Below are 26,394 nucleotides of genomic sequence, written 5' to 3' on the forward strand. Positions count from 1 at the left end.
GCTACCCGAGTGGGAATCATGGGCCTGCTCACGCGTTGCAACCAGCCATGAGCGAAAAAGTTTGGTTCATCACCGGCACCTCACGTGGCTTCGGCAGGGAATGGGCGATCGGCGCCCTGGAACGCGGTGACAAGGTCGCCGCCACCGCCCGCGACACCGGCACCCTGGCCGATCTGGTCGACACCTACGGCGACGCCATCTTGCCGATCCAGCTCGACGTCACCGATCGCGAGGCCGACTTCGCCGCGGTCAAGCAGGCCCACGACCACTTCGGCCGGCTCGACATCGTGGTGAACAACGCCGGATACGGCCACTTCGGTTTCATCGAGGAGCTGTCCGAGAAGGACGCCCGCGACCAGCTGGAGACCAACGTGTTCGGCGCGCTGTGGATCACTCAGGCCGCGCTGCCGTATCTGCGCGCCCAAGGCAGCGGCCACATCATTCAGGTGTCGTCGATCGGCGGCATCACCGCGTTCCCGCTCGTCGGGATCTATCACGCGTCGAAGTGGGCACTGGAAGGCCTCTCGCAGGCGCTGGCGCAGGAGGTCGCACCGTTCGGCATTCACGTCACGCTCATCGAGCCGGGCGGCTTCGACACCGACTGGTCCGGGCCGTCCGCGAAGCGGTCGGTCGAACTGCCGGACTACGCCGAGTTACATCACCAGGTAGACGAGATGCGCGCCAAGCGCTGGGCCAAGCCCGGCAACCCCAAGGCGTCGGCGTCGGCGATCCTCAAGATCGTGGACGCAGCCGCCCCTCCCCTGCGGGCGTTCTTCGGCGAGTCACCCCTGCAGACAGCAAAGGCCGACTACGAGAGCCGCCTTGCCACCTGGGAGCAGTGGCAGCCGGTCGCCATCGAGGCGCAGGGCTAGTTACATCGCGTGCGCGTCGACGCGTGGTAATTGACGCGCACGACGCGCCATCCGTTCGCTGAGGTGAATGAGCCGATCCTCATGCCCGGCGGGCATGGTGTAAGCCAACTTACGGAGTTCGACGGCAAATTCACTGAGATCTTGGTGATACGACGCGTCATCCATCAGGGGTCCCCGGTCGTGGAGAAGTGGTCTTGTCATGTGCGATTAACGTTCCCCCGCTTGGCTTTCAGTGTGCTCCAGCCCAGAAGGGATGGAAAGGTCTCTCAGGAACAATTAAGGGTATGGTTCGGTGCCGTTCAGGCCGCGTGGCTACGGCGCCGGCGGCGCCCCTCGATCCGCACCGCCTCGTAATGACCGATTAGCTGGTCGCAGATCGCCGGCCACGTCCGACCGAGCACACTACGACGGGCGGCCAGTGAATAGCGAGCCCGCTCGTCGAGCAGATGGTCCACCGACTGCGCCAGCCGCGCCTCGAATTCGTCGACCCCCAGCAACAGTCCAGTGCGGTACGGCGCCACCAGGTCGCGCGGGCCACCCGCGTTGGGCGCGATGACCGGTAGACCGGATGCCATCGCCTCCTGCACGGCCTGGCAGAAGGTCTCGTGCTCGCCCGGGTGCACGAACACGTCCATGCTCGCGTACGCGGCGGCCAACTGCTCCCCGTAGAGGGCGCCGGTGAACACCGCCGATGGCAGCAGGGCCCGCAGTTTGTGCCGGTCGACGCCGTCACCGACGATGACCAGCTGCAGGTCGTCGCGGTGGGCCAGTACCGCGAGCCGTTCGACATGCTTCTCCGGCGCAAGCCGTCCGACGAACCCGACGATCGGCTTGCCCGCCGGTGACCAGCTCGCACGCAGCTCACCGTTGCGTGCCGATGGAGCGAAGCCCGTGATGTCGACGCCGCGGGCCCACTGATGCACGCGGGGGATGCCATGGGCTGCAAGGTCTTCCATCGCAGCAGTGGACGGCGCCAACGTACGGTCGACCCGGGTGTGCAGATGCCGGTTCCACGCCCACGCCGCGCGGGAGGCAGCGCCGATGCCATAGCTCTGGGCGAACCCGGCGATATCGGTCTGGTAGACGGCCACTGTCGGCACGCCGAGGAACCTCGCGGCCTGCAGACCGCCGTAGCCCAGCAGCGCCGGGGAGGCCAGGTGCACCACATGCGGGTCAAAGCCGCGCAGGACCCCCACCATGCGCGGCCGCGGCACACCCAACGGCAACGACGTCACCTTGGGGAACATCTTCGACGGCACCCGGTGCACCCGGATTCCGTCGTGGATGCGCTCGGCCGCCGGCTCACCGCGTGGGGTGTCCGGGGCGATGACGAGCGCTTCATGTCCGGTGCGCCGCAGATGCTCCAGCACCCGCAGCACCGAGTTGGTGACTCCGTTGACGTTGGGCAGGAAGGACTCGGCGACAATCGCAACGCGCACCCAACGAGGGTCTCAGGAGCGCCTGTCAGCAAGGTTGCGTCCAGGCATACACAACACGAAAAACAAGTGGAACGGGGTACCGTGCCAGCATGCGGTACTGGTCTGCGGTCGTGGCGGCACTGGTGATGTTAGTTGCCGGCTGCAGTACGGAAATCGCCGGTGTGGCACAGGTGGATCCGCGCGGGCCGGCGACCGCGGTGAGCAAGGACGGCTTCGGCATCGTGGCCGGCGACCCGGACGCGCGGGTGCATATCGAGATCTACACCGAACCCCAGTGCAGCCACTGCGCCGATCTGCAGAAGGACTTCGGCAATGAGTTGTCCCGCTATATGAACCTCGGCCAGCTCGTCGTCACCTACCGGCCGTTGACGTTCCTGGATGACAAGCCCGGCGGCTATTCCGATCGGGTGAGCAACGCGATGTTCCTGGCCGCCGGACCGGAAACATCAGCCAAGGCGTTTCAGGCTTTCGTGCAAGACCTTTGGGGCCACCAGGACTCCCACGGCAAGGGCCCCACCGACACCGAGATCGCCGATATGGCCCGGGACAGTGGTGTGGCGCCGACCGCCGTCGAGGCGATGCGGGCGGGCAAGAACGCACTGGATCTGGCCGAGATGGCCGATACCAACTTCGAATATCTCTACGAGATCGACCCGATCAACACCGGTACCCCAACGGTATTCGACATGACCAAGAACAAAGCCGTCGACATCTACGACAACAACTGGCTGTCCAAGTTGATGTCCACCTGAGCCAGCCGGCGCTCCAGCACCACCAATCCGGTCAGCACCAGCCCGCCGATCAGCCACGCCACCACCGCAATCGAGCCGGCCGGGATGATCGCGAGCGCGGCGGTACGGTGTTGCACCCGAACCAAATCCGGATCGCTACGGTCGTACTCGACGTAGATGCGCATCCCCTCGGCCAACTCCGAGGGGTAGAGCACCCCGAGCTCGGGGCGGTAGGTGACGCGGTCCGGGGTGACGAACTCGATCGTCGAGCGGCGCGGGCCGGCCGAGAGCACCTCGGCCTGCGCGACGCCCATGTTGCGTTCGATCTGGCGATCGTTGCGCCACGCGCCCGCCACCAGCAGCACCGACTGCAAGGTGACCAGACCGATCAGGATCCATACCGCACACTTGCTCCAGCGCAACAGCTTTCGCTGCGTGGTGTCGACGACGTCGGGATTACGCCGGGGCAAAGCCGATTTCAGCAGGGCGAGCGGGCGGGCGATCACAATGCCGCCCTGATCGCGGCATGCAGCTGCCGCAGCGACGACCGGTCGGCTTTGACCTCCAGCACCCGCATCCCTTCGTGCGGTTCGGCCAGCGCGGGACCCAGCTCGTCGACTTCGATCTGGCGGGCGTCGATGTGGTAGGCGCGGCACAATGCGCCGACGTCGACATCGTGCGGGGTACCGAAGATCCGCGCCGACACGTCGGAGAACCGCGGGTCACCCTGCTCGAGCAGCTCGAAGATGCCACCGCCGTTGTCGTTGGACACCACGATCGTCAGGTTCTTCGGCGTCGGCTCGGTGGGGCCGATCAGCAGCCCGGAGCTGTCATGCACAAAGGTCATGTCACCGATCAAGCCGATGGTCCGGCCGGATCCGATGTCGCCGGCCGTCCGGCTCCGCTCGTGTGCCAGGGCCGCGCCGATGATCGTCGACACCGTGCCGTCGATCCCGGCCACCCCGCGGTTGGAGCGCACGTTCACGCCCTCGGTGTTCAGCCCGACCAGCGCCGCGTCGCGCACCGGGTTGGACGCGCCGAGCACGAGCTGATCCCCCGGGCGCACCGCGTCGGCCACCGCCGCCGCGACATGCAGCCCGGTGGTCAGCGGGTGGGCGGCCAGCTGGTCACGCACCGCGGCCACCGCCTGTCGGTTGACCTGCGCGCAGCGCTGCAGCCACGCGGGGTCCGGGACACCGCTGGTCTCGGCCCGGGTTCCGGTGGCCTGCGAGTTGCCCGAGACATCGGGCCAGCGCGGGCCGGTGGTCAGCGCGAACACCGGCACCGTGGAGTCGGCCAGCAGCGCCGACACCGGCCGGTGCAGGGTGGGCCGACCCAGCATGATCACCTGGCGGGGCCGCAGCAGCGGCAGCGCGAGCGGGTGCAACGGGTTCGCCGCGTGCGGAGCGGTCGGCTCGGCGACCGTGGGCAGGGCAGCCAGGTTGGGGTGCACACCGGCACCGTGCCCGGCGATCACCACGGTGTCGGGGGTGAGGTCGATGTCCAGGGGCTGGTCGAACACCACCGGCGGGCTGTAGGTCCACGGCTTGCCGTCGGGCCGCCCTGGCGGAAATTGATCGCCGCCGGGGCCCGGATCCTTGGCACCGGGAACCAGCGGTTCGCGCAGTGGGATGTCGAATTGGACCGGGCCGGCGTTGGCGGTGCGAGCGCCGGTGGCCGCGGCGAGCACGCGGCAGGTGGCCGAGCGCCACTGCGCGTTGAGCGAGCCCAGATCGCCGGCTCCGGCACCGGTCAATTCGGGGGCCAGGCCCAGGCTGATCGACGTGCGGACCTGGGTGCCGAAGTAGCCGAGCTGCTCGAACGTCTGGTTGGCGCCGGTGCCCAGCAGCTCGTAGGGCCGGTTGGCCGACAGCACGATCAGCGGCACGCGAGCGTAATTGGCCTCGACCACGGCCGGTCCCATATTGGCCACCGCGGTGCCCGACGTCATCGCCACACAGACCGGAGCACGCTCGGCCACCGCAAGCCCAATGGCCAGAAAACCGGCGGTGCGCTCGTCGATGCGGACGTGCAGCCGCAGCCGGCCGGCGCGGTCGGCGTCGGACAGCGCGAAGGCCAGCGGGGCGTTACGGGAGCCCGGGCAGAGGACGACATCGCGGACGCCGCCGCGAATCAATTCGTCGACGACGACACGCGCCTGGGCCGTCGATGGGTTCATTACTACAGCGTGTCACAGCGCGTCATTTGCGCCCAAAGGACTTAGACGAGTGTGCCCGCGAAGAAGTCCAGCATCGCGTTGTTCACAGTGTCCGGGCGCTCCAGGAATCCGAGGTGACCGGTATGGCCGATCTGCACATAGCGGCCGTTGGGCAGGGCGTCGGCGACCTCCCGGCCCAGCGCCGCCGGGGTGAGCACGTCGTCGGCGAACCCGATCACCAGCACCTCGGTTCTGATGGACCGGTAGGCGGTCAGCCGGTTTTCCCTGGGATACACCTCGAGCTGCGCGGCCAGGCCAGGGGTGCGTTTGATCGGGAACGCGGTGAACATCTCCATCCAGTCCCCGATGGCCTTCTCGTCATTGATCGTCTTAGGCGAGAAGTTCTCCAGCACACGCACTTTCGCGGCATACGCGGGCGGCAGCTGGATCTGCGCCTTGGTGAGTTCGACGTCGGCGGCGCGGATGGATTTCCGGATGCGATCCAGACGCCCGCGGGTGCCCATCAGCACGGCCTGGCTGACCAGGTCGGGACGGACCAGCATCAGCTCCTGGGCGATATAGGCGCCCATCGACATCGCCACCACCCGGGTCGGGCCGCCGCCGGCGATCTGCTCGATGAGGGCGGCGGTGTCGGCGACCATCTGCTCGGTGCCGAAACCGCCGGCGTTCTCGGTGGCCCCGATCCCCCGGTTGTCGAAGGTGATGCAGCGATAGCCCGCCGCCACGAACGGCGGGACCTGGTGGATGTGCCACGTGCGCCCGGCGCCGCCGGTGCCGGCGATGAACACGACCGGATCGCCGGAGCCGTTTTCCTCGTAGGCCAGGTTGATCACCTCGCAGAGGCTACGCGCCCCCGTTTGCGCCTGCCTCGCGACCGGGCCGCTTCGATGGCGCCGGTCCACAACAGCGACGTCATGGCCTTGAGCTGGGTGGGGTTGGCCAGATCCCTGGCCATCAGCGCGGCGGCACCGGCCTTGGTGGTCGCCGAAGCCTTCGACATATGCCCGGAGTCGAACGGCGGCTGCGGGTCGTATTCCATGGACAACTGGATCACCTTGGCGCGTTCCTCACCGCCGATCTGGCCGGCCAACCACAACGCGAGGTCGATCCCCGCCGACACTCCCGCGCTGGTGACGATGTCTCCCTCGTGCACCACCCGCTCGTCGCTGACGGCCGTGACACCAAGGGCCCTGAGCGCGCTCAACGCCATCCAGTGCGATGTCGCCCGCTTGCCCCTGAGCAGGCCGGCCGAGGCGAGAATGACCGAGCCCGAGCACACCGAGGTCGTCCAGGTCGCCGTTTCGTGCGCGCGGCGCACCCAGTCGAGCAGCTTCTCGTCACGAGCATGCTCTATGGTCGTCATCCCGCCGGGAATGAGAATGACATCAGGAGAAGGGGTTTCGTTGAAAGAGTGGGTGGCGCCGACGATGAGCACACCGGAATCGGCGGTAATCGGCCCGGGTTCGTGCCACAGGAAGCGCACCTCGGCGTCGAGCAGCCAACGCAGCACCTCGTAGGGCCCGATGAAGTCCAGGGCGGTGAAACCGGGATAGAGCACGATGGCGATCTGCATGGGATTCTCCTGTCAGGAAAAGGTTCTGCGGTATTGGTCCGGCGATACACCGATACGCCGAATGAAATTGCGGCGCATGGTTTCCGACGTTCCGAACCCGCACCGCGCGGCGATGGCGACGACGGTGTCGTCGGTCTCCTCCAGCTGACGACGCGCAGCTTCGGTGCGGACGCGTTCGACGTAGGCGCCCGGCGCCTCGCCGACTTCGTCGGTGAACACCCGGGTGAAATGCCGCGGGCTCATCGCAGCGCGCCGGGCAAGATCGGCGATGCTATGGGCCGCACCGGGCCGCGACTCGATGGCATCCTGTACATCGCGGATGGGCTGGCGGCGCGCCCGCGGCATCCATACCGGCGCGGCGAATTGGGTCTGGCCGCCCGGCCGGCGCAGATACAACACCAGGTAACGGGCGACGGTCTGGGCGACCTCTGTGCCGTAGTCCTCTTCGACGAGCGCGAGCGACAGATCGATGCCCGCCGTCACACCCGCTGCCGTCCAGGTTTTGTCCGAGCTGCGCAGGAAGATGGGCTCGTGGTCGACCGTCACAGCCGGGAACTCGCGCGCCATCCGGTGGGCGAAGGCCCAGTGCGTGGTCGCGCGGCAGCCGTCGAGTAGCCCGGCCTGCGCAGCCAGGAAGGCGCCGGTGCAGACACTGACGACCCGGCGGGAGTTGTCGGCGGCCCGTCGGATCCAGGCCATCGTGGCGGGGTCGTCGCGGGCGGCGTCGACGCCCGCCCCGCCGGGCAGGATCAGGGTGTCGATATCCCGTGGCTCGGGCATCGCCTCACCCACGAAAGCCAGCCCGGTCAAGGTGGTCACGGGCTGACCGTCGTGGGAGGCGACGCTGACCCGGTACCCACCCTCGGTGAGCAGGGCCGCGCCGGTGAACACATCGTGTGGCCCGACCAGGTCCAACGCCTGCACGCCAGGAAAGCCGAGGATCACCACCGACCGCGCCATGAGTTCAGTGTTGACCTTGGGCCATCATGGCGTCTACGCCATGGACCCCACAGATCAGGACATCACAGTTTCTTGAGCCGGCGCGCGGCCTGCAACAACGGGAGCATCGACGCCACGCCCTTTCGGACGCTGCGCTGGAGCGGTCCCAGGTTGGCCAGCACCATGTACTCCACGCCGCAATCGCGCCAGTGGGCGGCCCGGTCGACGATCTCGTCGGGCGTACCGCACAGGAGACAGTCCCGCACCACCTCGGTCGGGATGGCTTTGACGTGGGACAGCGCAGTCTGCTCGTCCATGTCCTGAGGAAGGATGTCCTGCGCCCCGGCGAATCCGATGCCGAGTGGATGCTGTGCGCCGTGCCGGGCGAAGAAGTGATCCGGCGCATTGAGGGCCGCGGCCCGGATCACCTCGGAATCGAGCGCCTCATCGAGGTCGTCTCGGTTTCTGGCGGCCAATGTCATCAACCAGATCGCCGGCTTGATCGCCATCGGGTCACGCCCGGCGTCGGAGGCTGCGGTACGCACCGCCTCGAGCCGCTGCGCGTACTCCTCAGGAGTGTGCGGGAACGCCGGATAGAAGCCGTCCGCGTAGCGGCCCGCGGCGCGCAACATTCGCGGACCGTGCGCGGCGATCCAGATCGCGGGCCACTTGCCCTTGTATGGCGCGAGGTCGAAAAGCGCATTACGCAGCGGGAAGTAGGGCGAGTCACGATTCACCAACTCTCCTTGGGAATCCCACAAGGCACGGATTGTCGCCATGGCTTCCTCGAAGCGCGCCACCGGCCTAGACCACTCGACTCCGTAGGGTTCGTTGCCCTCTCGTTCGCCGCTGCCGATCCCAAGTATGGCGCGGCCACGCGTCAACAACTGCAGCGTGGCCGCGGCCTGAGCCGTGACCGCGGGATTGCGTCGGCCGGTGTCGGTCACACCCACGCCAAGTCGCAGTCGCGCGTGGTTGCGCGCGGCGATGTAGCCGAGCATGGTCCATGGCTCCAGATACGCGTCGCCGCGCGGCAAAAGATTGGCGCCACCGCAGTATTTCGGGTTGTTCCATAGCGAACGAGGAAATAGCGAATTCAAGTGGTCAGGCACCCAGAATGAGTCCAGCCGGGCCGCCGCCGCAGCTGCGTAGTTGGCTCTGGTGAGGAAATCGACCCTGGGGCGAGCCGCCACGATGGGGTCCATCATTCCGACGCGAACCGGTGACATGGCTTCAGTGTCCGTGGGCCCGCGAGAGCCGACTAGCGTAGTCGGCTACTGCATTCCTTCACTCCGGCGCGCCCTCGTCGATGACCTTCAGCGCGAAGGTGTCCGACTCACGGCGGACCAGTTAAACCGTGACACTGCCGCCGCGCCCGAGGGTCCTGTCGATGCCCTAGCCGGCGAACTCATCACCCGGACGCAGCACATCTCAAGCCGATGGCCGGTTGGCGTGGGTGGCGAAGTAGTGGCCCTGATCAAGGTCCTCGAGCAGACCGATCCCGGTGGGCTGCCAGCCGAGCCGCTGGCGAGTGATGGCGCTGCTGGCCGGGATGTCGAGTGCGAAAAATGCTCCGAGCCAACCGAAGTGCTCGATCGCGCGCTCGGGAGCGACGCTGGTGACGGGCAGGGCGAGGTGGCGCCCGATGGTCGCGGCGATATCGCGGGTGGGGACGCCTTCTTCGCCGATAGCGTGCAGGACGCTTCCGGTGGGTGCTTCAACAGCCAGCCGGAACAGGACAGCGGCGTCATCGCGATGGACTGCCGACCAGCGGTTAGCACCGTCCCCGACGTAGGCCGCCACGCCCGTATCCCTGGCGATATCGATCAATCGTGGGACGAAGCCGTGGTCGCCGTTGCCGTGCACCGTCGGAGCAAGTCGCACGATGGACACTCGCACCCCGCGATCAGCGAAGGCCAGCGCCGCCTGCTCGGAGACGCGAGGCGACTGCGGGTTGGCCGGCTGATCCTCGGTGAGGACCTGGCCCACCGCGTGCCCGGCCGTCCCACTCGTGATGACCAGCGGCCGGCCGGAGTCGGCCAGTGTCTCGCCGAGTGCGGTGATGGCCTGGCGGTCGAGTTCGCCCGCATCGGTGAAGTTGTCGAAATCGTGGTGAAACGCCAGGTGGATGACGCCGTCCGCGGCTTTGGCGCCACTGCGCAGGCTGTCCAAGTCCGCGAGATCGCCGCGGTGAACATCGGCGCCCACCTTGGCGAGCGCGTCGGCGGACGCATCGGAGCGGGCCAGCCCGAGCACCTGATGGCCGGCGCCAAGCAGTTCAGGCACCACCGCCGAGCCAACCCAACCGGATGCTCCGGTGACGAATAGTTTCATGGCACAACCTCCATGTCAGTCGCTGTCATCAGACTCTAACGGTGATGTCAGCAACTGTCATCCCGCTAAAATTCCCCCATGGGCCGCTGGGAGCCGGATGCACAGGGCCGCCTGCAACAGGCGGCCCTGGCGCTGTATACCGAGCGCGGGTTCGACCAGACGACGGTCGCCGAGATCGCCGAGCGGGCCGGGCTGACCGAGCGCACCTTCTTCCGATACTTCGCCGACAAGCGTGAAGTGCTCTTCGCCGGCCAGCGGCCGCTGCTGGAACATCTGACGAAAGGTGTTGTCGAAGCTCCTGATTCGGCCAATCCCCTATCAGCAGTCAGCAACGGTCTGCAGGCGACTGCGGAGTTCTTCGACGGCCGGCGGGAAGTATCGCGGCTGCGGCAAGCGGTGATCGACGCCAACCCCGCACTACAGGAACGCGAGCTGACCAAGCGCGCGGCACTGTCGGCCGCGATGGCCGACGGCCTGCTGCAGCGCGGCGTGGCCGAGCCGACCGCCCGCCTCACCGGCGAAGCCGGGGCTTCGGTATTTCACCTGGCCTTCGAGCAGTGGCTGGCCGCCGACGACCGCGACCTGGCGTACTTCGTGCGCGCCGCGATCGACGACCTCAAGGCCGGCGTCTAGCTCGAGGAGTCACAGCAGCGCATGGCATTCGCGGACGCGGGCGATCCACCAGTCGCGGCGCCCGGCCGGCGCGGCGAGCGCAGCGAGGCGCGCCGGATCGGGCGTCACGTCGCCGACGGGCAGGCCGCCGTCGACTGGCGCGATGTCGGCGACATCCTCGACAAACAGCCCGCCGGTGCCCAGCCCGCAGGCATGCTCCAGCCGGGGCAACGCACCCGCGGCGGCCAGCCCGGCCGCGATACCGACCGCGGTGTCCAGCGCGCTGGAAATCACCACCGGAATGTCGATCTCGGCGGCGATGCCCAACAGCGCGGCGACCCCGCCCAGCGGAGCCACCTTGAGCACCGCGATGTCAGCGGCCCGCGCCCGCACCACAGCCAACGGGTCGGCGGCCTTGCGGATGCTCTCGTCGGCGGCCACCGCGATCGCCACCCGCCGACGCACCTCAGCCAGCTCGTCCACGCTCTTGCAAGGCTGTTCGAGGTATTCCACCGGTCCATCGGCAGTGAGCGCGGCCGCGGCAGCCACCGCCTGCTCGACCGTCCATCCGCCGTTGGCGTCCACTCGTACGGTCGGGATCAGCGCACGGACGGCGTTCACCCGAGCGACGTCGTCGGCCAGCGACTGTCCCGGCTCAGCCACCTTGACCTTGGCGGTGCGGGCCCCCGGAAAACGCTCCAACACCTCGGGCACGTGCGCGGCGGGCACCGCTGGAACCGTGGCGTTGATCGGTATGACATCGCGTACGACGGGAGGTCTTGTGCCGTAGGCAGATTCAATTCCCGACGCCAACCAGTGTGCGGCCTCGGGTGGTTCGTATTCGACGAATGCGCCGAACTCACCCCAGCCCGTCGGCCCCTCGATCAGCGCCACTTCGCGAATCATGATGCCGCGAAACCGCACCCGCATCGGCAACGCGACCACGTGCAGGCGCTCCAACAGATCATCCAGCGCTACCGCCATCAGATTGCGCGGCCGCGGTTCTCCCAGTACGGCGTGCGCAGGTCGCGCTTGAGCAGCTTGCCGGTTGGATTGCGCGGCAGCGCCTCAGAGATCTCCACGCTACGCGGGCACTTGTAGTGCGCCAGCCGCTCCCGGCACCAGGCGATCAGCTCGGCCTCGGACGTCTCGCCACCAGAAGATAATTCAACGACCGCCTTGACCGACTCGCCCCACTTGTCGTCGGGAATGCCGAACACCGCCGCGTCGAGCACCGCGGGATGGTCGGTCAGCACCCGCTCGACCTCGACGGAGTAGATGTTCTCCCCGCCGGAGATGATCATGTCCTTGAGCCGGTCCTCGACGAAGATGAAACCGTCCTCGTCGACGCGGCCGACGTCACCGGTGCGGAACCAGCCGTCCTCGGTGATCGCCGAGACGGTGGCCTCCGGCTTGTTGTGATAGCCCTTCATCAACTGCGGTGTGCGGAACCATAATTCGCCGGGCTGGCCAGTCGGCACCTCAGCGAGCGTCTCGACGTCGACCACTCGCACCTCCACCTCACGGGCTGGGCGGCCGGCACTGAGCATTCGTTCCGGGCGCGAATCGTCGCGGTGCACCTCCGGGGAGAGCTGGGTGATCGAACCGCACACCTCGGTCAGCCCATACACCTGGATGAAGTCGGTGTCCGGCCATGCCTTCAGCGCCGACTTCAGCAATGCCGGCGGCATCGGCGAGGCACCGTAGACGAACGTCCGCAGCCCACTGAACAGTGCGACCGCATCCTCACCTGAATCCAGCACCTTGCCCAGCACCGCGGGCACCAGGAAGGTGCGGTTCGCCCCTTGCAGCAGCGCGCCGGCCAGCGAAGCGCCGTCGGCTTCGCGCGTCATGACGGTCGGGACGCCGGCGTGAATGCCGTACTGCACGTAGGCCGACCCACCAACGTGGAACAGCGGCATCGCCACCATGTTCTTGTCATCCGGGCCGAACTCGAAGGTGGCGGCATTGATCGTGTGCGCCAAGATATTTCGCTGGGACAGCACGACACCCTTGGGCCGGCCTGTGGTGCCCGACGAGTACATGATCAGGCAGGTGTCCTCAGGGTCGACCCCGGCGGGGCGCCCGGCCGGGGTGCCAGCGGCCAGCAGTGCTTCATACTGGTCGCCGTCCGCACCTTCGGGCGTCACCTCGATGACATCCTCGACATTGGTCAGCTTGGCGCGGATCTTGTCGACCGCCCCGATCAGCTCGGTACCGACGATCAACAGTTTGGCGCCGGAATCGTTGAGAACGTAGTCCATCTCGTCGCCGGCCAACCGGAAGTTGATGACAGCGGTGGCCGCGCCGATCGAGGCCGCCGCCAGCTGCAGCTCGATGCAGGCCGGGTGGTTCTTGTCCAGGAATGCCACCACATCACCGCGCCCGATGCCGCGCTCCACCAATGCCCCGGCCAGCCGGCGGATCCGCTCGTTCCACTGCGCCCAGGTCCAGCTGCGGCCGAGGTAGCTGACCGCTTCGCGGTCGGCCTTGTGCTGCGCCCAGTAAGCCGGCCGGTCGTCGAGAAAGCGCGGTTCGGGTGCTCGCATACCGGCCAGAGTGCCACGTCAGGTTGCCGGTGAGCCAGCCTTCGAAAACGGCACCCCTTCCATCAAATCTGGAACACGTTCTAGTGTGGACGCCATGAGTGACGAGCTGCTGCGCCATCCCATTCATTCCGGGCACCTGACGGTCGGCGCGCTGAAGCGCAATAAGAACAAGCCAGTGCTACATCTTGGCGACACCACGCTGACCGGTGGCGAGCTCGCCGACCGCATCAGCCAGTACATTCAGGCGTTCGAGGCGCTCGGCGCGGGATCCGGCGCGACGGCGGGGCTACTGTCGCTGAACCGGCCCGAGGTGCTGATGATCATCGGGGCCGGCCAGACCCAGGGGTACCGGCGGGTGGCACTACACCCTCTCGGTTCCCTCGATGACCACGCGTACGTCCTCAACGACGCCGGGGTGACGTCGCTGATCATCGACCCCAACCCGATGTTCATCGAACGGGCCCAAGGTCTGCTGGAGAAGGTGCCCGCGCTCAAGCAGGTCTTGACCCTCGGCCCGGTTCCCGAGGCACTCGGCGATTCGGCGGTGGACCTGATCGCCGAGGCCGCCAAGTACCCGCCGAAACCGTTGGTGGCGGCCAATCTGGCCCCCGATCATGTCGGCGGCATGGCCTACACCGGCGGCACCACCGGTAAGCCCAAAGGTGTGCTGGGTACCGCGCAATCGATCACCTCGATGACGACCATTCAGCTCGCCGAGTGGGAGTGGCCGGACAACCCGCGGTTCCTGATGTGCACCCCGCTGTCGCATGCCGGGGCCGCGTTCTTTGTGCCGACCGTCGTCAAGGGCGGCGAGCTGGTGGTGCTGACAAAGTTCGATCCGGCCGAGGTGCTGCGGGTGATCGAGGAGCAGAAGATCACCGCGACGATGCTGGTGCCGTCGATGATCTACGCGCTGATGGATCATCCCGATTCACACACCCGCGACCTGTCGTCGCTGGAGACCGTCTACTACGGCGCCTCGGCGATGAACCCGGTGCGGCTGGCCGAGGCGATCCGCCGGTTCGGCCCGATCTTCGCCCAGTACTACGGGCAGTCCGAGGCTCCGATGGTGATTTCCTATCTGGCCAAGAAGGATCATGACGAGAAGCGGCTGACCTCCTGCGGACGGCCCACCCTGTTCGCCCGCACCGCGCTGCTGGACGCCGACGGCAAGGAGGTGGCCCAAGGCGAGGTCGGCGAGATCTGTGTCTCCGGTCCACTGCTGTCCGGCGGGTACTGGAATCTGCCGGAGGAGACGGCCAAGGCGTTCAAGGATGGCTGGCTGCACACCGGCGATATGGCGCGCGAGGACGAAGACGGCTTCTGGTTCATCGTCGACCGGGTCAAGGACATGATCGTCACCGGCGGGTTCAACGTGTTCCCGCGCGAAGTGGAGGACGTCGTCGCCGAGCATCCGGCCGTCGCGCAGGTGTGCGTGATCGGTACGCCCGACGAGAAGTGGGGCGAGGCCGTCACCGCGGTGATCGTGCTGCGACCCGAGCACCCCGGCGACGACGACTCGGTGGCGCAGCTGACCGCCGAGATCCAGGCCGCGGTCAAGGACCGCAAGGGTTCGGTGCAGGCCCCCAAGCAGGTGATCGTCGTCGACTCGGTGCCGGTGACCGCACTGGGCAAACCGGACAAGAAGGCAGTTCGGGCGCAGTTCTGGGAAGGCTCATCACGCGCCATCGGCTAGGTCGGCGGCGCATACTTGACTGATGCTGTCCCGGGTCATCCCGCTCGAGTACCTCAAAGAGCGCGACCTGATGTTCTGGCTGCCGCCCGGCGGTCAGGACAATGATGTGTGGGCTGACACCTGGGTGATCCTCGCCGAGCTCGAATCGGCCCATGCCGCACCGGTTCTCGCACTCCTGCACGACGCGGACGTTGGCGCATACATCGCCGGCCGGAGCGGACTGAAAGGCGCCGCCGACCGCGGCGTGGCGCTCTATGTGGACCGGGAACAGCACAGCCGGGCTACCGATGTGGTGATGCAGTTCCTGCGCGGCAAAGACCAGCCGGCCGTACCGGTGAAGTCGGCAAAACCGGCCCCGAAGGTGCACCCCAAGGTCACGCCGCGAGCCGTCCGCATCCTGCTGATGGCGCTCCAGGTCGCGTTTGTCGCGGGTCTGTTCGCACTGGTGCTGTTGTGGGCTTACTACCGAGGTCCGTCCATGTTTCCGGGAGTGCAGCGCGCGCATCACCCCGCGCCGGCTTCGAACGCACCCGGTTTGACGCAGCCCACCTGGACCGATCCCGGCCCCTGAGCGATCTTTCGTCGAGAGCAACCTGAGGGCGGGAATCAGCCAGAACCCGCCATGGCGTTACGCTCGCGCACTGGCAGCATGGTGGCATGCCCATCAGCGCCGTACTGTTCGACTTCTCCGGCACCCTGTTTCGCCTCGAAGAGGACGACAGCTGGTTCACTGGCATGGAACTGATCGATGACGACGGCCGTCGCGCGGTCGACGAGCACCTGCAAGCCGAGCTGATGGAACGGCTCACCCATCCCACCGGCGGCTCGGTGACCAGGACCGAGGAAGCCCACCGAGCCTGGGTCAACCGCGACCTCGCCCCCGCCCTGCACCGTGAGGCCTACCTTCACACGCTGCGCGACGCCGGCCTGCCCGACCACCACGCCGAGGCGCTGTACCGGCAAGCCGTCGACCCCGCGTCCTGGGTGCCCTACCCCGACACCGTCGAGGCGTTGCGGTCGCTGAAGTCGCATGGCCTGCGCACCGCGATCGTCTCCAATATCGCGTTCGACATCCGCCCGGCGTTCCGGACCGCAGGCGCCGATGCCGACGAGTTCGTGCTGTCCTTCGAAGTCGGTGTGGTCAAACCGGATCCGCGGATCTTCCACATCGCGCTGCAGCGCCTCGGCGTCGCCGCCGGCGAGACCGTGATGGTCGGCGACAGCCAAGAGAACGACGGGGCCGCCCGCGACGTCGGCTGCGATTTCATTCTGGTCGACCCGCTGCCCGTCGCCGAGCGTCCGACCGGGCTGATCGACGCACTGCACGACCGCGGTATCGGGCTCTAGGCGTAGGTTTTTCCCATGGCCGACACCGAGCGCATCGGACCGCCCTGGTCCTCACCGGCGTCAACTTCATGACGAACACCGGCCGGAGCACGGTGTTCCGATTTGACCCACTGACCGAGAATGGAGTTCAAAACCCTTGACTGACAACCCGTTTGACGGATCGCAATGGCGCGCCATCGATGGCTTCGAGGATCTGACTGATATCACCTACCACCGCCACATCTCCGACGGAACGGTGCGGGTGGCCTTCGACCGGCCCGAGGTGCGCAACGCCTTCCGTCCGCACACCGTCGACGAGCTGTACCGCGCGCTCGACCACGCCCGGATGTCGCCCGATGTCGGCGTGGTGCTGTTGACCGGCAACGGGCCGTCGGCCAAGGACGGCGGCTGGGCGTTCTGCTCCGGTGGCGACCAGCGCATCCGCGGCCGCAGCGGTTATCAGTACGCCGCCGGCGAAACAGCCGAGACCGTCGATCCGGCGCGCGCCGGGCGGCTGCACATCCTGGAGGTGCAACGGCTCATCCGGTTCATGCCCAAGGTCGTCATCTGCCTGGTCAATGGGTGGGCAGCCGGTGGCGGGCACAGCCTGCACGTGGTCTGCGACCTCACCCTGGCCAGCCGCGAGCACGCCCGGTTCAAGCAGACCGACGCCGACGTCGGCAGCTTCGACGGCGGGTACGGCAGCGCCTACCTGGCGCGCCAGGTCGGGCAGAAGTTCGCCCGCGAGATCTTCTTCCTGGGGCGCCCGTACACGGCCGAGCAGATGCACCGGATGGGTGCGGTCAACGAGGTCGTCGACCACGCCGAGCTGGAGAACGTGGCCGTGCAGTGGGCCAAGGAGATCAACGGCAAGTCGCCTCAGGCCCAGCGCATGCTGAAGTTCGCTTTCAACCTGCTCGACGACGGGTTGGTGGGACAGCAACTGTTCGCCGGGGAGGCCACCCGGCTGGCCTATATGACCGACGAGGCCGTCGAGGGCCGCGACGCATTCCTGGAGAAGCGCGACCCGGATTGGACCCCGTTCCCGCGGTACTTCTAGCGATTTCGGCGGGCATAGACTCCAGCCGTGAATCCCCTGCGCCGCAGACTGACCGATGCCATCGCCCTGACCGGGATGCGTCCGCCGCTGAGCATGCCGACGGGTATCAACATCGACCTGCGCGGCAAGCGGGTGCTGGTGACCGGCGCGTCGTCGGGCATCGGCGCGGCCGGCGCCGAGTTGTTCGCCGCGCAAGGGTGCGATGTCGTGGTGGTCGCCCGGCGGGCTGATCTGCTCGGCGAGGTCGTCGACCGCATCACCGCCGCAGGCGGTGCAGCCAGCGCGATTGCCTGCGACCTATCCGATCTGGACGCCGTCGACGCGCTGGCGAACGACGTCGGCGCTGTCGACATCCTGGTGAACAACGCCGGGCGGTCGATCCGCAGGCCACTGGCCGAATCGCTCGACCGCTGGCACGACGTCGAGCGCACGATGACGCTGAACTACTTCTCGCCGCTGCGGCTCATCCGCGGGCTGGCGCCCGCCATGATCGAGCGCGGCGACGGCCACATCATCAACGTCGCGACGTGGGGGGTGTTCAGCGAAGCCTCCCCCCTGTTCGGCGTCTACAACGCCTCGAAATCCGCACTCAGCGCGGTCAGCCGGGTCATCGAAACCGAATGGTCGGGCCACGGCGTGCATTCGACGACGTTGTATTACCCGCTGGTGGCCACCCCGATGATCGCGCCGACCAAGGCCTACGACGGCCTGGCCGCGCTGACCGCCGAAGAGGCCGGGCAATGGATGATCGACGCCGCCCGGCACCGCCCGGTGCGGATTGCCCCCCGGATGGCCGTCACGGCCCGCGCGCTGGACATCGTCGCACCCGGTGTCATCAGCCGGGTGATGAAGCGTCAGCGCCTGCAGCCCAACTGAGGTAAACACAACGGCATGGAGATCCTCGCGAGCCGGATGCTGCTCCGGCCAGCGGATTACGCACGCTCGGTGTCCTTCTACCGCGACGCGCTCGGACTGGCCATCGCCCGCGAGTACAGCGGCGGCACCGTCTTCTACGCCGGCCAGTCGTTGATCGAGCTTGCCGGTCACGGCGCACCCGAACATCGCGGCGCCCCGCTACCGGTCTCGCTGTGGCTGCAGGTCCGCGATCTCTACTCAACCCAACAGGATTTGCGCGACCGCGGTGTGGAGATCGCCCGGGAGGCCCGGCGCGAATCGTGGGGTCTGCATGAGATGCATGTCAGCGATCCGGACGGGATGACGTTGATCTTCGTGCAGGTTCCCGAGGACCATCCGCTACGGCGCGATACCCGCGATTAGTGCGATTCGAGCGGCCAGCCCACCGAGGCCAGCCGACCCGCAACCTGATTCAGCTCTTCGGGAGTGGGTTCCTTCTCGATGACCTCGCGGACAGCGTCGCGGATCTGATCGTCGGTGACCGGAGTCGCGAAATCCGCTGCGCGCAAGATCGATTGGGCCGCCTGGATGACCTCGTCCTCCGACAAGGACCGCTTCAGGAGAGCTAGCAGGGGGTAGTAATCCTTGCGCGGAACACCTTCTGGGTAGCCCTTGTGCAACCAATCCAGGACGTTCTCGAGGAAGGGGGGCCGCTGCTGTTCGATAGTCATCTCAGCCTCACTTCTTGAGCATCGGGAAGAGGTCGACACCGAAGTGATGGATGATCGTGGCCCGGGTGATCCAGGCGACGGCCGTCACGATCACCAGGGAGACGAAGATGAACAGCAGAATCCCCAGGTACTTCAGCGCCGGGTTGGGCTTGTGGATCGCATGGTCGGCTTCTTCGCCGCCGGCGCCGAAGGAGTAGGCCAGCATGCCGCTGGCGAACAGCGCCGGCAGGCCCGCGCCCAGAACCAGGCCCACGACCAGCACCTTGAGAATGGACTCGAAATACGTCATCGACAGTGTCCTTTACTTGTCGCGGCGATCAGACCGAGGCTTTGGGCTCGGCGGGCTTGGCGTCCTTGGCGGCAGCCCGCACGTCGGCCGGCACCACCGAGTTGGTGGAGGTGTCCCAGTCGGCGTTGACGTTGTTGTGGTCCACCTTCTGCTGCTGGGCACGCCACCACATGTAGCCGGACAGCGCGACCAGGATCAGGAAGATCACGCCGTCGCCCATCAGCTGGGAGTTGGTGACGTCCTTGATGACGTAGGACAGCCAGTACGCCAGCGCTCCGACCAGAGCGGCGGCGGGCAGGGTGACCAGCCAGGCCACCGCCATCCGGCCCGCGACCGCCCAGCGCACCTCGGCGCCGGGCTTGCCGACGCCGCTACCGAGGATCGAGCCGGTGGCGACGTGGGTGGTGGACAGCGCCATGCCCGCGGCGCTGGAGCTCAAAATGATTGCGGCCGAGGATGCTTCGGCGGCCAGGCCCTGCGGTGACTCGATCTCGACCAGACCCTTGCCCAGCGTTCGGATGACCCGCCAGCCGCCGATGTAGGTGCCAAGCCCGATGGCCAGCGCGCAGCTCAGGATGATCCAGAACGGCAGGCCGTCCTTCTTCACATCACCGGTGAGGTGGCCGGTGGTGATGAGGGCGAGCGCGATGACACCCATGGTCTTCTGCGCGTCGTTGGTGCCGTGCGACAGCGCCACCAGCGAGGCGGTCGCGATCTGGCCCCAGCGGAAACCCTCCTCGCGTCGCCGCGCCAGCACCTTGCGGGTGATTCGGTACACCAGCCAGGTGCCGCAGGCCGCCACCACACCCGCGATCACCGGTGCGGCGATCGCCGGGATCAGCACCTTCTGGGTGACACCGCTCCAGTTGACGCCGTTGCTCCCGAGCGCGGCCAGACCGGCTCCGATGAGACCACCGAACAGGGCGTGCGAGGAGCTGGACGGAATGCCGAACAGCCAGGTCAGCAGGTTCCACAAGATGCCGCCGATCAGGCCGGCGAAGATGATGGTCAATCCCGTTGACGCGTCGATGCCTGACAGCAGGTGACCGGTCTTGGCGTCTTGCACCTTGAGAACCGACGTCGTCACCGTGACGGCAACCTCGACGGAGAGGAACGCGCCAACCAGGTTCAGGACGCCGGCCAACAGCACCGCGGTCTTGGGCTTGAGCGCACCCGTGGCGATCGACGTCGCCATGGCGTTGCCGGTGTCGTGGAATCCGTTGGTGAAGTCGAAAGCCAGTGCGGTGGCGATCAGCAACACCAGGATGATCATCTCCGTGCTCATGAGTCAGATTCTGGTGGTTGAAGGGCCCGTTTGACCAGCGGCCAAAAGTCCTCGAACTGCGTATTTGCGACTGTCCTGCAGCTATTCACTGGCTGTTAACCTGAAGGTCTTCCCCGGTTCGTCTGGGCCGACGGATCGGGGGTACAGGGTAGGGCGCGGCGCTTATGCGCCGATATTAGGATTCTCGTAGTCCATTGGGCGCCTTCACACGCCCCCCGCAAGGGAGATGCCACGGTGACAAAATTCCTCACCAAGATCGTGGCCTGGATCAAAGCCGGCTACCCCGAGGGGGTGCCCGATCCCGACCAGGTGCCGCTATTTGCCCTGTTGCGCAGGAGACTGGGCGACGACGAGGTCATCGTGGTCGCCCGGGAGCTTCTCGAACGCGGGGACTTCGACCACATCGACATCGCGGTGCTGATCACCGAGATCACCGACACATTGCCTACCCCCGATGACATCGAGCGGGTTCATGACAAGCTCGCCGCCTACGGGTGGCCGCTGGATGATCCGCGAGACAGTGAGGACATCGAATAACCACTCTGCGAGCACTCGCGATCCCACCCGGTCCGTCGGCGCAATCCGTGATGGCCGCCTTGGCCGGCGTCCTCGACGGACGTGACGCGCCCCTGGTCCCCATCCCTGCCGGCGACTTGCGTGAAAGTGAGTTGCTGACAACATCTCTGCGGGTCGGTGAGGAGATCGACGACGACGTCGCACTGGTGGTGTCGACGTCGGGAACCACCGGCACACCCAAGGGTGCGATGCTCACACCGGCAGCGCTGATCGCCAGCGCCGCGGCCACCCACGATCGCCTCGGCGGCCCGGGCAACTGGCTCCTGGCCCTGCCCGCGCACCACATCGCCGGGATACAGGTACTCGTACGCAGCCTGCAGGCCGGCACGGTACCCATCGAGCTGGACATCTCCGCGGGCTTCGATGCCACTGAATTGCCCACGGCCATCGCGCAACTCGGCTCCGGCCGGCGCTACACCGCGCTGGTCGCGACCCAGCTCGCCAAGGCCTTGCTCCACCCCGAGGCCACCGCGGCGCTGGGCGAACTCGACGCGGTCCTGCTCGGGGGTGGTCCCGCTCCCCGACCCGTCCTGGAGGGTGCAGCGGCCGCGGGTATCGCGGTGGTGCGCACATACGGCTCCAGCGAAACCGCCGGCGGCTGCGTCTACGACGGGGTGCCGCTGGACGGGGTGACGATCCGACTCGACGACGGCGCCGAGCCTGGCGAAGGCCGCATCGTCATCGGCGGGCCGACACTGGCGCTGGGCTACCGCAACCGGCCGGAGCCGGATCCCTTCGATGAACCCGGCTGGTTTCGTACCGATGACCTCGGCATCCTCGACGAGGCCGGCAGCCTGACGGTTCTCGGCCGGGTAGACGAAGCGATCAGCACCGGCGGGCTGACCGTCATGCCCGCACCGGTCGAGACGGTGCTGTCGCGGCATCCGGCGATTGCCGACTGCGCGGTGTTCGGCCTTGAGGACGATCGGCTCGGCGAGCGGGTGGCCGCTGCGGTTGTGCTCGTGACCGGTGTGGTCGAACCGACACTTCAGGACATCCGGGAGTATCTGACACAGTCCCTTGACCCGACGGCCGCCCCCCGTGAGCTGCACATTGTCAACGAGCTGCCCCGCCGCGGCATCGGAAAACTGGACCGCCGGGCGCTGCGCGAGCGGTTCGCCAACGGCGGCGACCTACCCGGCGGCTACGGCTGGTGAACAATGGTTGGCACAGCCACATAAAGGGGACAAGAAAGTATGGACGAGCTGAAGTTTCTCGACCTGCACGGTGACCGGGTGGCCTACCTGGACGAGGGCCAGGGCGAAGTGATTCTGCTGCTGCACGGGATGGCCGGCAGCTCGCAGACCTGGCGCTCCATGTTGGGCCCGCTGTCACGTAAATATCGGGTGATCGCCCCTGACCTGCTCGGTCATGGCAGTTCGGCCAAACCACGCAGCGACTACTCGCTGGGAGCGTTCGCGGTGTCGCTGCGCGACCTGCTCGACGAACTCGGGGTCACCCAGGCCACCGTGGTGGGGCAATCGCTGGGCGGCGGAATCGCGATGCAATTCGTCTACCAGCACCCCAACTACTGCCAGCGGCTGATCCTGATGAACAGCGGCGGACTGGGACCGGACGTCGGGTGGACACTGCGACTGCTGTCGGCTCCCGGAGCCGAGCTGATCATGCCGCTCATCGCGCCCCCACCGGTGGTGACCGCCGGTGAACGGGTGCGGTCATTGTTCGGCAAGCTGGGCGTTCAGTCGCCGCGAGGCGCGGAGATCTGGAATGCCTACAGTTCCTTCGCCGACGCCGAGACCCGGCAGGCGTTCCTGCGCACGCTGCGGTCAGTGGTCGACTACCGCGGGCAGGCCGTCAGCGCATTGAATCGGCTGCACGTCGCCGATGTGCCGGTCATGGTCATCTGGGGTGATCAGGACGCCATCATTCCCGTCGAGCACGCCTACGCCGCACACGCGGCGCGCCCCGACGTCCGGCTCGAGGTGCTGCCTGGGGTTGGGCACTTCCCGCAAGCTGAGCGGCCCATCGAAGTGGTCGAGCTGATCGACGACTTCATCTCCACGACTGCCGCCGCCGATATCGAGCAGCCCGCCACCCAGGTGTGACCAGCCCTGCCGCCCAGTTTGCGACCGCGAAGGTCGCCAGGCTGGCCACGGTCACTCCCGACGGTCCCCCGCATCTGGTGCCGATCGTGTTCGCCGTGGCCGAGTCCACCATCTACACCGCGGTGGACGGCAAGCCGAAAACCACCCATCGACTCCGGCGGCTGGCCAATATCGAGGCCAACCCACGGGTGAGCATCCTGGTCGACCATTACGACGACGACTGGTCGCAGCTGTGGTGGGTGCGCGCCGACGGGATCGCGACGATCCACTACGACGGTTCGGTGTGCGAACGTGGCTACGAGCTACTGCGTACGAAATACCACCAATATCACGATGTTCCGCTCAACGGTCCGGTGATCGCGGTGGACGTCGATCAGTGGTCGTCCTGGGGCGGCTGAGCCGCCCGTACGCTGGGGACTTGTGAGCATCGGTCGCAAGGATGCGGTCGCGGTCACCATCGGCGTACTGCTGGTGGTTGCTGCGTTCGTCATTCCGCACCTGCACCTGGGCATCGTCACGCCGCTGATCAACAGCTCGCCGGATGAGATCAAGAACTTCGCCGATACGGCGCCGATCTTCGGCTGGTGGAACGCCCACGTCGGCTGGGGCACGGTTCCGGCGATCCTGATCGGCGCGGCGGCCGTGGTGTGGGGAGCTTCGATCGCCACACGGCTGTCCTGGCGGTGGCTGACGTGGGTGACGTGGGCGACGTCGTTCTCGTGGGCATTCGCCCTGGCGATGGTCGACGGCTGGCAGCGCGGCTTCGCCGGCCGGCTCACCGCTCGCCACGAGTACCTGCGCCAGGTGCCAACAATCACCGACATCCCCGACGCGGTCCGGACGTTCGCTAGCCGCATTCTCGATTTCCAGCCGAATTCGTGGATCACCCACGTCTCCGGTCATCCGCCAGGCGCGTTGTTGACGTTCGTCTGGCTGGATCGCATCGGGCTGGGCGGCGGCGCGTGGGCCGGTCTGTGGTGCCTGCTGTTCGGGTCGTCCGCCGCTGCCGCGATCGTGGTGGCCGTGCGGGCCCTCAGCGGTGAAGAGACCGCCCGGCTGGCGGCGCCGTTCGTCGCCGTTGCCCCGACCGCTATCTGGATCGCGGTGTCCGCCGACGGGTACTTCGCCGGTGTGGCGGCCTGGGGTGTTGCCTTGCTGGCCTTGGCGGTTCGCCGGACCGTGCGCTGGCCGATGTTGACCGCGGTGGCGGCCGGTGGAGTGCTGGGCTGGGCGATCTTCCTCAACTACGGACTGGCGCTGATGGCTATTCCCGCGGTGGCGGTGCTCATCTGCGCGGTGTCCTGGCGTGATGCGGTTCATACGCTGGTTCCCGCGGCACTGGCCGCGGTCACGGTCGTTGGCGCGTTCGCCGTCGCCGGATTCTGGTGGTTCGACGGATACACCCTTGTCCAGCAGCGCTATTGGCAGGGCATCGCACTCAATCGGCCGTTCCAGTATTGGAGCTGGGCCAACCTTGCCTCGGTGGTGTGCGCGATCGGATTGGGCAGCGTCGCGGGGGTGGGGCGGGTGTTCGATATCCCGGCGATCAGGCGGCGCTCGGGGCTGCATCTGGTGGTGCTGGCCGCACTGACGGCCATCCTGTTCGCCGACCTGTCGATGCTGTCCAAGGCCGAGACGGAACGGATCTGGTTACCGTTCGAGGTCTGGCTCACCGCCGCCGGCGCCCTGCTTCCGGTCCGGGCCCAGCGATGGTGGTTGAGCCTCAACGTGATCGGCGCCCTGGTGCTCAACCACGTCATCCTCACGAACTGGTAGCACCCGGTCGCCGACCAAGTAGAGCAGTGCGGCGCCCCACACCACCGCCAGCGCGATCCAGAAACCGGCTTCATAATCGCGATCCAGCACACTGAGGTTATCCAGGTGCAGCCCCGGCTTGTCGTAGACCGGAATCGCCAGCAGCACCAGAACGACCGTCAGCAGCGCAGCCACCAGCACCGGCGTCCACCACTTACTTGGCAGCAGCCGTCGCCCGGCGAAGCCCAGGGCCAGGCACACCGGCGCGAACACCGCGTCGTGCAGGAGCACCCCGATCAGCGCCCACACCACAATGCGAACGATGACATCGCGGGAGTTGTCCGACACCAGCATGACCCCGTAGGCGCCCAGCGCCACTCCCAGAGCGACAAGGAACACTCGTGTCGACGTCACGTCACCACCTCGATTCTGGACAGCCATTTTGTCTGCAGCACACCGGGTCTCGTCGGCGCGATCAGCCTACATGGGTAGCCGTGGTCGAGGTCCAGGGTTTGACCGTTGAGCTTCAGCGCGATCAGTGTCTGCGCGTCCCGGGTGTGCCGCGCGGGCAGCACTGTGCGGGAGTACGGTCCCGGCGGTTCCAGCGAGATCATCCGGACATCGGAAGCCGGTTCACCGCCGACTTCTTTGAGTAGGTCTGCCAGTACCACCCCGGTCCACTCGGCGGCGGCGCTCCAGCCTTCGACACACGCGATGGGCAGCCGGTGGGTGGTCTGTGGCATCGCCGCAAGCTCGTCGAGGGTGAACGTCTTCGTGGTGGACCCGTTGACGACGGTGAGCCGATAGTCGGAGGATCGCGCGCTACCCAGCACGCCCGCGGCGAATGCCGACCGGTTGACCGGCACGCCCTGGGGTCCGTCACCCGATCGCGGCGCCAGCAACGAGACCTTACGCAGCCACGGAATCGTCTGTCCGGCAGTCATGATCGTAGCGACGCCAACGGCCAGCCCGGTTCCGACCAGCACTGCGCGACGGCTGGGGCCGCCGCGTGGCGCACCGGCCGGGAGCTGCTCGAGCGGCTCACCGAGGGCTCGGCGGATCACCGGCAACTTCACGCCGATGTGCACGATCACCGCGCCGGTCGCCACATAGGCCATCGCGTAGTGGCTGGTGGTGAAGAAGAACCTGAACGCATACCACTGCGCGATGTTCATAATTCCGGTCGAGAGCTGAAAGATCATGGAGCCCACCAGAACCAGGATCGACGCGCGCTCGATCTGACGGATCAGCCCGCCGATGATGGGCCGCTCGAACAGCTTGGGGTAGACCGACCACAATTTGACCACCAGCAGCGGAATCGCGGCAATACCCGAGATCACGTGCAGGCCCTGCGTCAGCTGGTACAGCCAGACCGGACGGGTCGGCCAGAAGAACCACGGCTGCGGGTGCTGAATGAAGTGGCTGATCAAACCCGTGGCGAAACAGATCGCGACCGCCACCCCGAGGGCGACCCCGACCCGGGCCGTCACCGCGGTACTACGTAAGGAAGCCATCATGGATTTCCCA

Annotated in this window: 28 protein-coding genes; 14 read left to right on the forward strand and 14 right to left on the reverse strand. The window is 67.0% G+C overall.

The features are described from left to right. Positions 1-47 precede the first annotated feature (47 nt). On the forward strand, positions 48-872 hold the full coding sequence (locus G6N38_RS06865) for an SDR family oxidoreductase (RefSeq protein ID WP_163746834.1): 825 nt from the start codon (positions 48-50) through the stop codon (positions 870-872). A gap of 299 nt (positions 873-1,171) precedes the next feature. Here the strand turns inward: G6N38_RS06865 and G6N38_RS06870 are convergent, their stop codons facing one another. Next, positions 1,172-2,311, reverse strand: coding sequence for a glycosyltransferase family 4 protein (locus tag G6N38_RS06870; protein ID WP_163746835.1), 1,140 nt, complete (start codon positions 2,309-2,311; stop codon positions 1,172-1,174). 89 nt (positions 2,312-2,400) lie between these two features. Between G6N38_RS06870 and G6N38_RS06875 the strand changes: the two genes are divergently transcribed. Next, positions 2,401-3,063: a DsbA family protein gene (locus G6N38_RS06875; RefSeq protein ID WP_163746836.1), complete on the forward strand. Its 663-nt coding sequence runs from the start codon at positions 2,401-2,403 to the stop codon at positions 3,061-3,063. Here G6N38_RS06875 and G6N38_RS06880 read toward each other — a convergent pair. The 7 genes from G6N38_RS06880 to G6N38_RS06910 all read right to left on the reverse strand — a co-directional run bounded on the left by G6N38_RS06880 (position 3,024) and on the right by G6N38_RS06910 (position 10,067). Next, positions 3,024-3,548 (reverse strand): DUF3592 domain-containing protein, encoded by a 525-nt coding sequence (locus tag G6N38_RS06880; RefSeq protein WP_163746837.1) that lies wholly within the window; start codon positions 3,546-3,548, stop codon positions 3,024-3,026. The genes G6N38_RS06875 and G6N38_RS06880 overlap by 40 nt on opposite strands. Further along, a complete protein-coding gene (gene menD, locus G6N38_RS06885) occupies positions 3,545-5,221 on the reverse strand; it encodes a 2-succinyl-5-enolpyruvyl-6-hydroxy-3-cyclohexene-1-carboxylic-acid synthase (RefSeq protein ID WP_163746838.1) in 1,677 nt (558 codons plus the stop codon). The genes G6N38_RS06880 and menD overlap by 4 nt, the downstream gene beginning before the upstream one ends. 41 nt (positions 5,222-5,262) lie before the next feature. Next, positions 5,263-6,054 carry an alpha/beta fold hydrolase gene (locus G6N38_RS06890; protein ID WP_163746839.1) on the reverse strand — a complete coding sequence of 264 codons (792 nt, stop codon included), beginning with the start codon at positions 6,052-6,054 and terminating at the stop codon, positions 5,263-5,265. Next, complete coding sequence (locus G6N38_RS06895; protein WP_163746840.1) at positions 6,051-6,794, reverse strand: DJ-1/PfpI family protein; 744 nt, start codon at positions 6,792-6,794, stop codon at positions 6,051-6,053. The genes G6N38_RS06890 and G6N38_RS06895 overlap by 4 nt, the downstream gene beginning before the upstream one ends. A 12-nt stretch (positions 6,795-6,806) precedes the next feature. Further along, positions 6,807-7,754, reverse strand: coding sequence for a GlxA family transcriptional regulator (locus G6N38_RS06900; protein WP_163746841.1), 948 nt, complete (start codon positions 7,752-7,754; stop codon positions 6,807-6,809). Positions 7,755-7,816: 62 nt separating this feature from the next. Beyond that, a complete protein-coding gene (locus tag G6N38_RS06905) occupies positions 7,817-8,962 on the reverse strand; it encodes an LLM class flavin-dependent oxidoreductase (protein WP_163746842.1) in 1,146 nt (381 codons plus the stop codon). Between the two features lie 202 nt (positions 8,963-9,164). Further along, the gene (locus G6N38_RS06910) at positions 9,165-10,067 is read right to left on the reverse strand and encodes an SDR family oxidoreductase (protein WP_163746843.1); all 903 of its coding nucleotides are present in this window, start codon (positions 10,065-10,067) and stop codon (positions 9,165-9,167) included. 78 nt (positions 10,068-10,145) lie between these two features. Here G6N38_RS06910 and G6N38_RS06915 point away from each other — a divergent pair, with 78 nt between their 5' ends. Continuing rightward, positions 10,146-10,700: a TetR family transcriptional regulator gene (locus G6N38_RS06915; RefSeq protein ID WP_163746844.1), complete on the forward strand. Its 555-nt coding sequence runs from the start codon at positions 10,146-10,148 to the stop codon at positions 10,698-10,700. Positions 10,701-10,709: 9 nt separating this feature from the next. Here the strand turns inward: G6N38_RS06915 and G6N38_RS06920 are convergent, their stop codons facing one another. Together G6N38_RS06920 and G6N38_RS06925 are read right to left on the reverse strand one after the other, a co-directional pair. Next, positions 10,710-11,663: an o-succinylbenzoate synthase gene (locus tag G6N38_RS06920; protein WP_163746845.1), complete on the reverse strand. Its 954-nt coding sequence runs from the start codon at positions 11,661-11,663 to the stop codon at positions 10,710-10,712. Beyond that, a complete protein-coding gene (locus tag G6N38_RS06925) occupies positions 11,663-13,228 on the reverse strand; it encodes a long-chain-fatty-acid--CoA ligase (protein ID WP_163746846.1) in 1,566 nt (521 codons plus the stop codon). The genes G6N38_RS06920 and G6N38_RS06925 overlap by 1 nt, the downstream gene beginning before the upstream one ends. A 94-nt stretch (positions 13,229-13,322) precedes the next feature. On the opposite strand from G6N38_RS06925, the gene fadD8 reads away from it, so the two are divergent. The 6 genes from fadD8 to G6N38_RS06955 all read left to right on the forward strand — a co-directional run bounded on the left by fadD8 (position 13,323) and on the right by G6N38_RS06955 (position 18,588). Then, a complete protein-coding gene (fadD8, locus tag G6N38_RS06930; RefSeq protein ID WP_163746847.1) occupies positions 13,323-14,924 on the forward strand; it encodes a fatty-acid--CoA ligase FadD8 in 1,602 nt (533 codons plus the stop codon). A gap of 22 nt (positions 14,925-14,946) precedes the next feature. Beyond that, positions 14,947-15,495, forward strand: coding sequence for a hypothetical protein (locus tag G6N38_RS30355; RefSeq protein WP_179968489.1), 549 nt, complete (start codon positions 14,947-14,949; stop codon positions 15,493-15,495). Between the two features lie 86 nt (positions 15,496-15,581). Then, positions 15,582-16,271 carry an HAD family hydrolase gene (locus G6N38_RS06940; RefSeq protein ID WP_163746848.1) on the forward strand — a complete coding sequence of 230 codons (690 nt, stop codon included), beginning with the start codon at positions 15,582-15,584 and terminating at the stop codon, positions 16,269-16,271. A gap of 136 nt (positions 16,272-16,407) precedes the next feature. After that, on the forward strand, positions 16,408-17,310 hold the full coding sequence (locus tag G6N38_RS06945) for a 1,4-dihydroxy-2-naphthoyl-CoA synthase (RefSeq protein WP_163746849.1): 903 nt from the start codon (positions 16,408-16,410) through the stop codon (positions 17,308-17,310). Positions 17,311-17,385: 75 nt separating this feature from the next. After that, on the forward strand, positions 17,386-18,186 hold the full coding sequence (locus G6N38_RS06950) for an SDR family oxidoreductase (RefSeq protein WP_163751851.1): 801 nt from the start codon (positions 17,386-17,388) through the stop codon (positions 18,184-18,186). A 15-nt stretch (positions 18,187-18,201) separates the two neighbouring features. Then, entirely contained in the window at positions 18,202-18,588 is a 387-nt protein-coding gene (locus G6N38_RS06955; protein WP_163746850.1) for a VOC family protein, read from the forward strand. Here G6N38_RS06955 and G6N38_RS06960 read toward each other — a convergent pair. Genes G6N38_RS06960 through G6N38_RS06970 form a run of 3 tightly spaced genes read right to left on the reverse strand, consistent with a single transcriptional unit; the run spans position 18,585 to position 20,470 of the window. After that, entirely contained in the window at positions 18,585-18,896 is a 312-nt protein-coding gene (locus tag G6N38_RS06960; RefSeq protein WP_163746851.1) for a DUF3349 domain-containing protein, read from the reverse strand. The genes G6N38_RS06955 and G6N38_RS06960 overlap by 4 nt on opposite strands. 7 nt (positions 18,897-18,903) lie before the next feature. Then, positions 18,904-19,185, reverse strand: a complete 282-nt coding sequence (locus G6N38_RS06965; RefSeq protein ID WP_163746852.1) for a hypothetical protein — start codon at positions 19,183-19,185, stop codon at positions 18,904-18,906. A gap of 28 nt (positions 19,186-19,213) precedes the next feature. Next, positions 19,214-20,470 carry an inorganic phosphate transporter gene (locus G6N38_RS06970; protein WP_163746853.1) on the reverse strand — a complete coding sequence of 419 codons (1,257 nt, stop codon included), beginning with the start codon at positions 20,468-20,470 and terminating at the stop codon, positions 19,214-19,216. Between the two features lie 234 nt (positions 20,471-20,704). Between G6N38_RS06970 and G6N38_RS06975 the strand changes: the two genes are divergently transcribed. From G6N38_RS06975 to G6N38_RS06995, 5 genes are read left to right on the forward strand one after another with little or no spacing between them, the layout of a single operon-like run. Then, positions 20,705-21,007: a DUF3349 domain-containing protein gene (locus G6N38_RS06975; protein WP_163746854.1), complete on the forward strand. Its 303-nt coding sequence runs from the start codon at positions 20,705-20,707 to the stop codon at positions 21,005-21,007. 50 nt (positions 21,008-21,057) lie between these two features. Beyond that, positions 21,058-22,203 (forward strand): o-succinylbenzoate--CoA ligase, encoded by a 1,146-nt coding sequence (gene menE, locus G6N38_RS06980; RefSeq protein ID WP_220101383.1) that lies wholly within the window; start codon positions 21,058-21,060, stop codon positions 22,201-22,203. A 39-nt stretch (positions 22,204-22,242) separates the two neighbouring features. Beyond that, positions 22,243-23,112, forward strand: a complete 870-nt coding sequence (locus tag G6N38_RS06985) for an alpha/beta fold hydrolase (protein ID WP_163746855.1) — start codon at positions 22,243-22,245, stop codon at positions 23,110-23,112. Further along, on the forward strand, positions 23,109-23,510 hold the full coding sequence (locus G6N38_RS06990; RefSeq protein ID WP_163746856.1) for a TIGR03668 family PPOX class F420-dependent oxidoreductase: 402 nt from the start codon (positions 23,109-23,111) through the stop codon (positions 23,508-23,510). The genes G6N38_RS06985 and G6N38_RS06990 overlap by 4 nt, the downstream gene beginning before the upstream one ends. Before the next feature lie 22 nt (positions 23,511-23,532). Further along, positions 23,533-24,888 (forward strand): hypothetical protein, encoded by a 1,356-nt coding sequence (locus tag G6N38_RS06995; protein WP_163746857.1) that lies wholly within the window; start codon positions 23,533-23,535, stop codon positions 24,886-24,888. A 389-nt stretch (positions 24,889-25,277) separates the two neighbouring features. Here the strand turns inward: G6N38_RS06995 and G6N38_RS07005 are convergent, their stop codons facing one another. Continuing rightward, positions 25,278-26,384, reverse strand: a complete 1,107-nt coding sequence (locus G6N38_RS07005; protein ID WP_163746858.1) for a molybdopterin-dependent oxidoreductase — start codon at positions 26,382-26,384, stop codon at positions 25,278-25,280. Positions 26,385-26,394 lie beyond the last annotated feature (10 nt).

This window comes from Mycolicibacterium helvum (assembly GCF_010731895.1).
Classification (GTDB): domain Bacteria; phylum Actinomycetota; class Actinomycetes; order Mycobacteriales; family Mycobacteriaceae; genus Mycobacterium; species Mycobacterium helvum.

Bases quoted from the DNA above. Each gene is read 5' to 3' on its own strand.
- G6N38_RS06875 (WP_163746836.1), top strand. From the start codon at position 2,401: ATGCGGTACTGGTCTGCGGTCGTGGCGGCACTGGTGATGTTAGTTGCC.
- G6N38_RS06895 (WP_163746840.1), bottom strand. From the start codon at position 6,794: ATGCAGATCGCCATCGTGCTCTATCCCGGTTTCACCGCCCTGGACTTC.
- G6N38_RS07005 (WP_163746858.1), bottom strand. From the start codon at position 26,384: ATGATGGCTTCCTTACGTAGTACCGCGGTGACGGCCCGGGTCGGGGTC.
- G6N38_RS06865 (WP_163746834.1), top strand. From the start codon at position 48: ATGAGCGAAAAAGTTTGGTTCATCACCGGCACCTCACGTGGCTTCGGC.
- fadD8 (WP_163746847.1), top strand. From the start codon at position 13,323: ATGAGTGACGAGCTGCTGCGCCATCCCATTCATTCCGGGCACCTGACG.
- G6N38_RS06920 (WP_163746845.1), bottom strand. From the start codon at position 11,663: ATGGCGGTAGCGCTGGATGATCTGTTGGAGCGCCTGCACGTGGTCGCG.
- G6N38_RS06985 (WP_163746855.1), top strand. From the start codon at position 22,243: ATGGACGAGCTGAAGTTTCTCGACCTGCACGGTGACCGGGTGGCCTAC.
- G6N38_RS06905 (WP_163746842.1), bottom strand. From the start codon at position 8,962: ATGTCACCGGTTCGCGTCGGAATGATGGACCCCATCGTGGCGGCTCGC.
- G6N38_RS06925 (WP_163746846.1), bottom strand. From the start codon at position 13,228: ATGCGAGCACCCGAACCGCGCTTTCTCGACGACCGGCCGGCTTACTGG.
- G6N38_RS06960 (WP_163746851.1), bottom strand. From the start codon at position 18,896: ATGACTATCGAACAGCAGCGGCCCCCCTTCCTCGAGAACGTCCTGGAT.
- G6N38_RS06915 (WP_163746844.1), top strand. From the start codon at position 10,146: ATGGGCCGCTGGGAGCCGGATGCACAGGGCCGCCTGCAACAGGCGGCC.
- G6N38_RS06970 (WP_163746853.1), bottom strand. From the start codon at position 20,470: ATGAGCACGGAGATGATCATCCTGGTGTTGCTGATCGCCACCGCACTG.
- menE (WP_220101383.1), top strand. From the start codon at position 21,058: ATGGCCGCCTTGGCCGGCGTCCTCGACGGACGTGACGCGCCCCTGGTC.
- G6N38_RS06900 (WP_163746841.1), bottom strand. From the start codon at position 7,754: ATGGCGCGGTCGGTGGTGATCCTCGGCTTTCCTGGCGTGCAGGCGTTG.
- G6N38_RS06950 (WP_163751851.1), top strand. From the start codon at position 17,386: ATGCGTCCGCCGCTGAGCATGCCGACGGGTATCAACATCGACCTGCGC.
- G6N38_RS06940 (WP_163746848.1), top strand. From the start codon at position 15,582: ATGCCCATCAGCGCCGTACTGTTCGACTTCTCCGGCACCCTGTTTCGC.
- menD (WP_163746838.1), bottom strand. From the start codon at position 5,221: ATGAACCCATCGACGGCCCAGGCGCGTGTCGTCGTCGACGAATTGATT.
- G6N38_RS30355 (WP_179968489.1), top strand. From the start codon at position 14,947: ATGCTGTCCCGGGTCATCCCGCTCGAGTACCTCAAAGAGCGCGACCTG.
- G6N38_RS06965 (WP_163746852.1), bottom strand. From the start codon at position 19,185: ATGACGTATTTCGAGTCCATTCTCAAGGTGCTGGTCGTGGGCCTGGTT.
- G6N38_RS06910 (WP_163746843.1), bottom strand. From the start codon at position 10,067: ATGAAACTATTCGTCACCGGAGCATCCGGTTGGGTTGGCTCGGCGGTG.
- G6N38_RS06955 (WP_163746850.1), top strand. From the start codon at position 18,202: ATGGAGATCCTCGCGAGCCGGATGCTGCTCCGGCCAGCGGATTACGCA.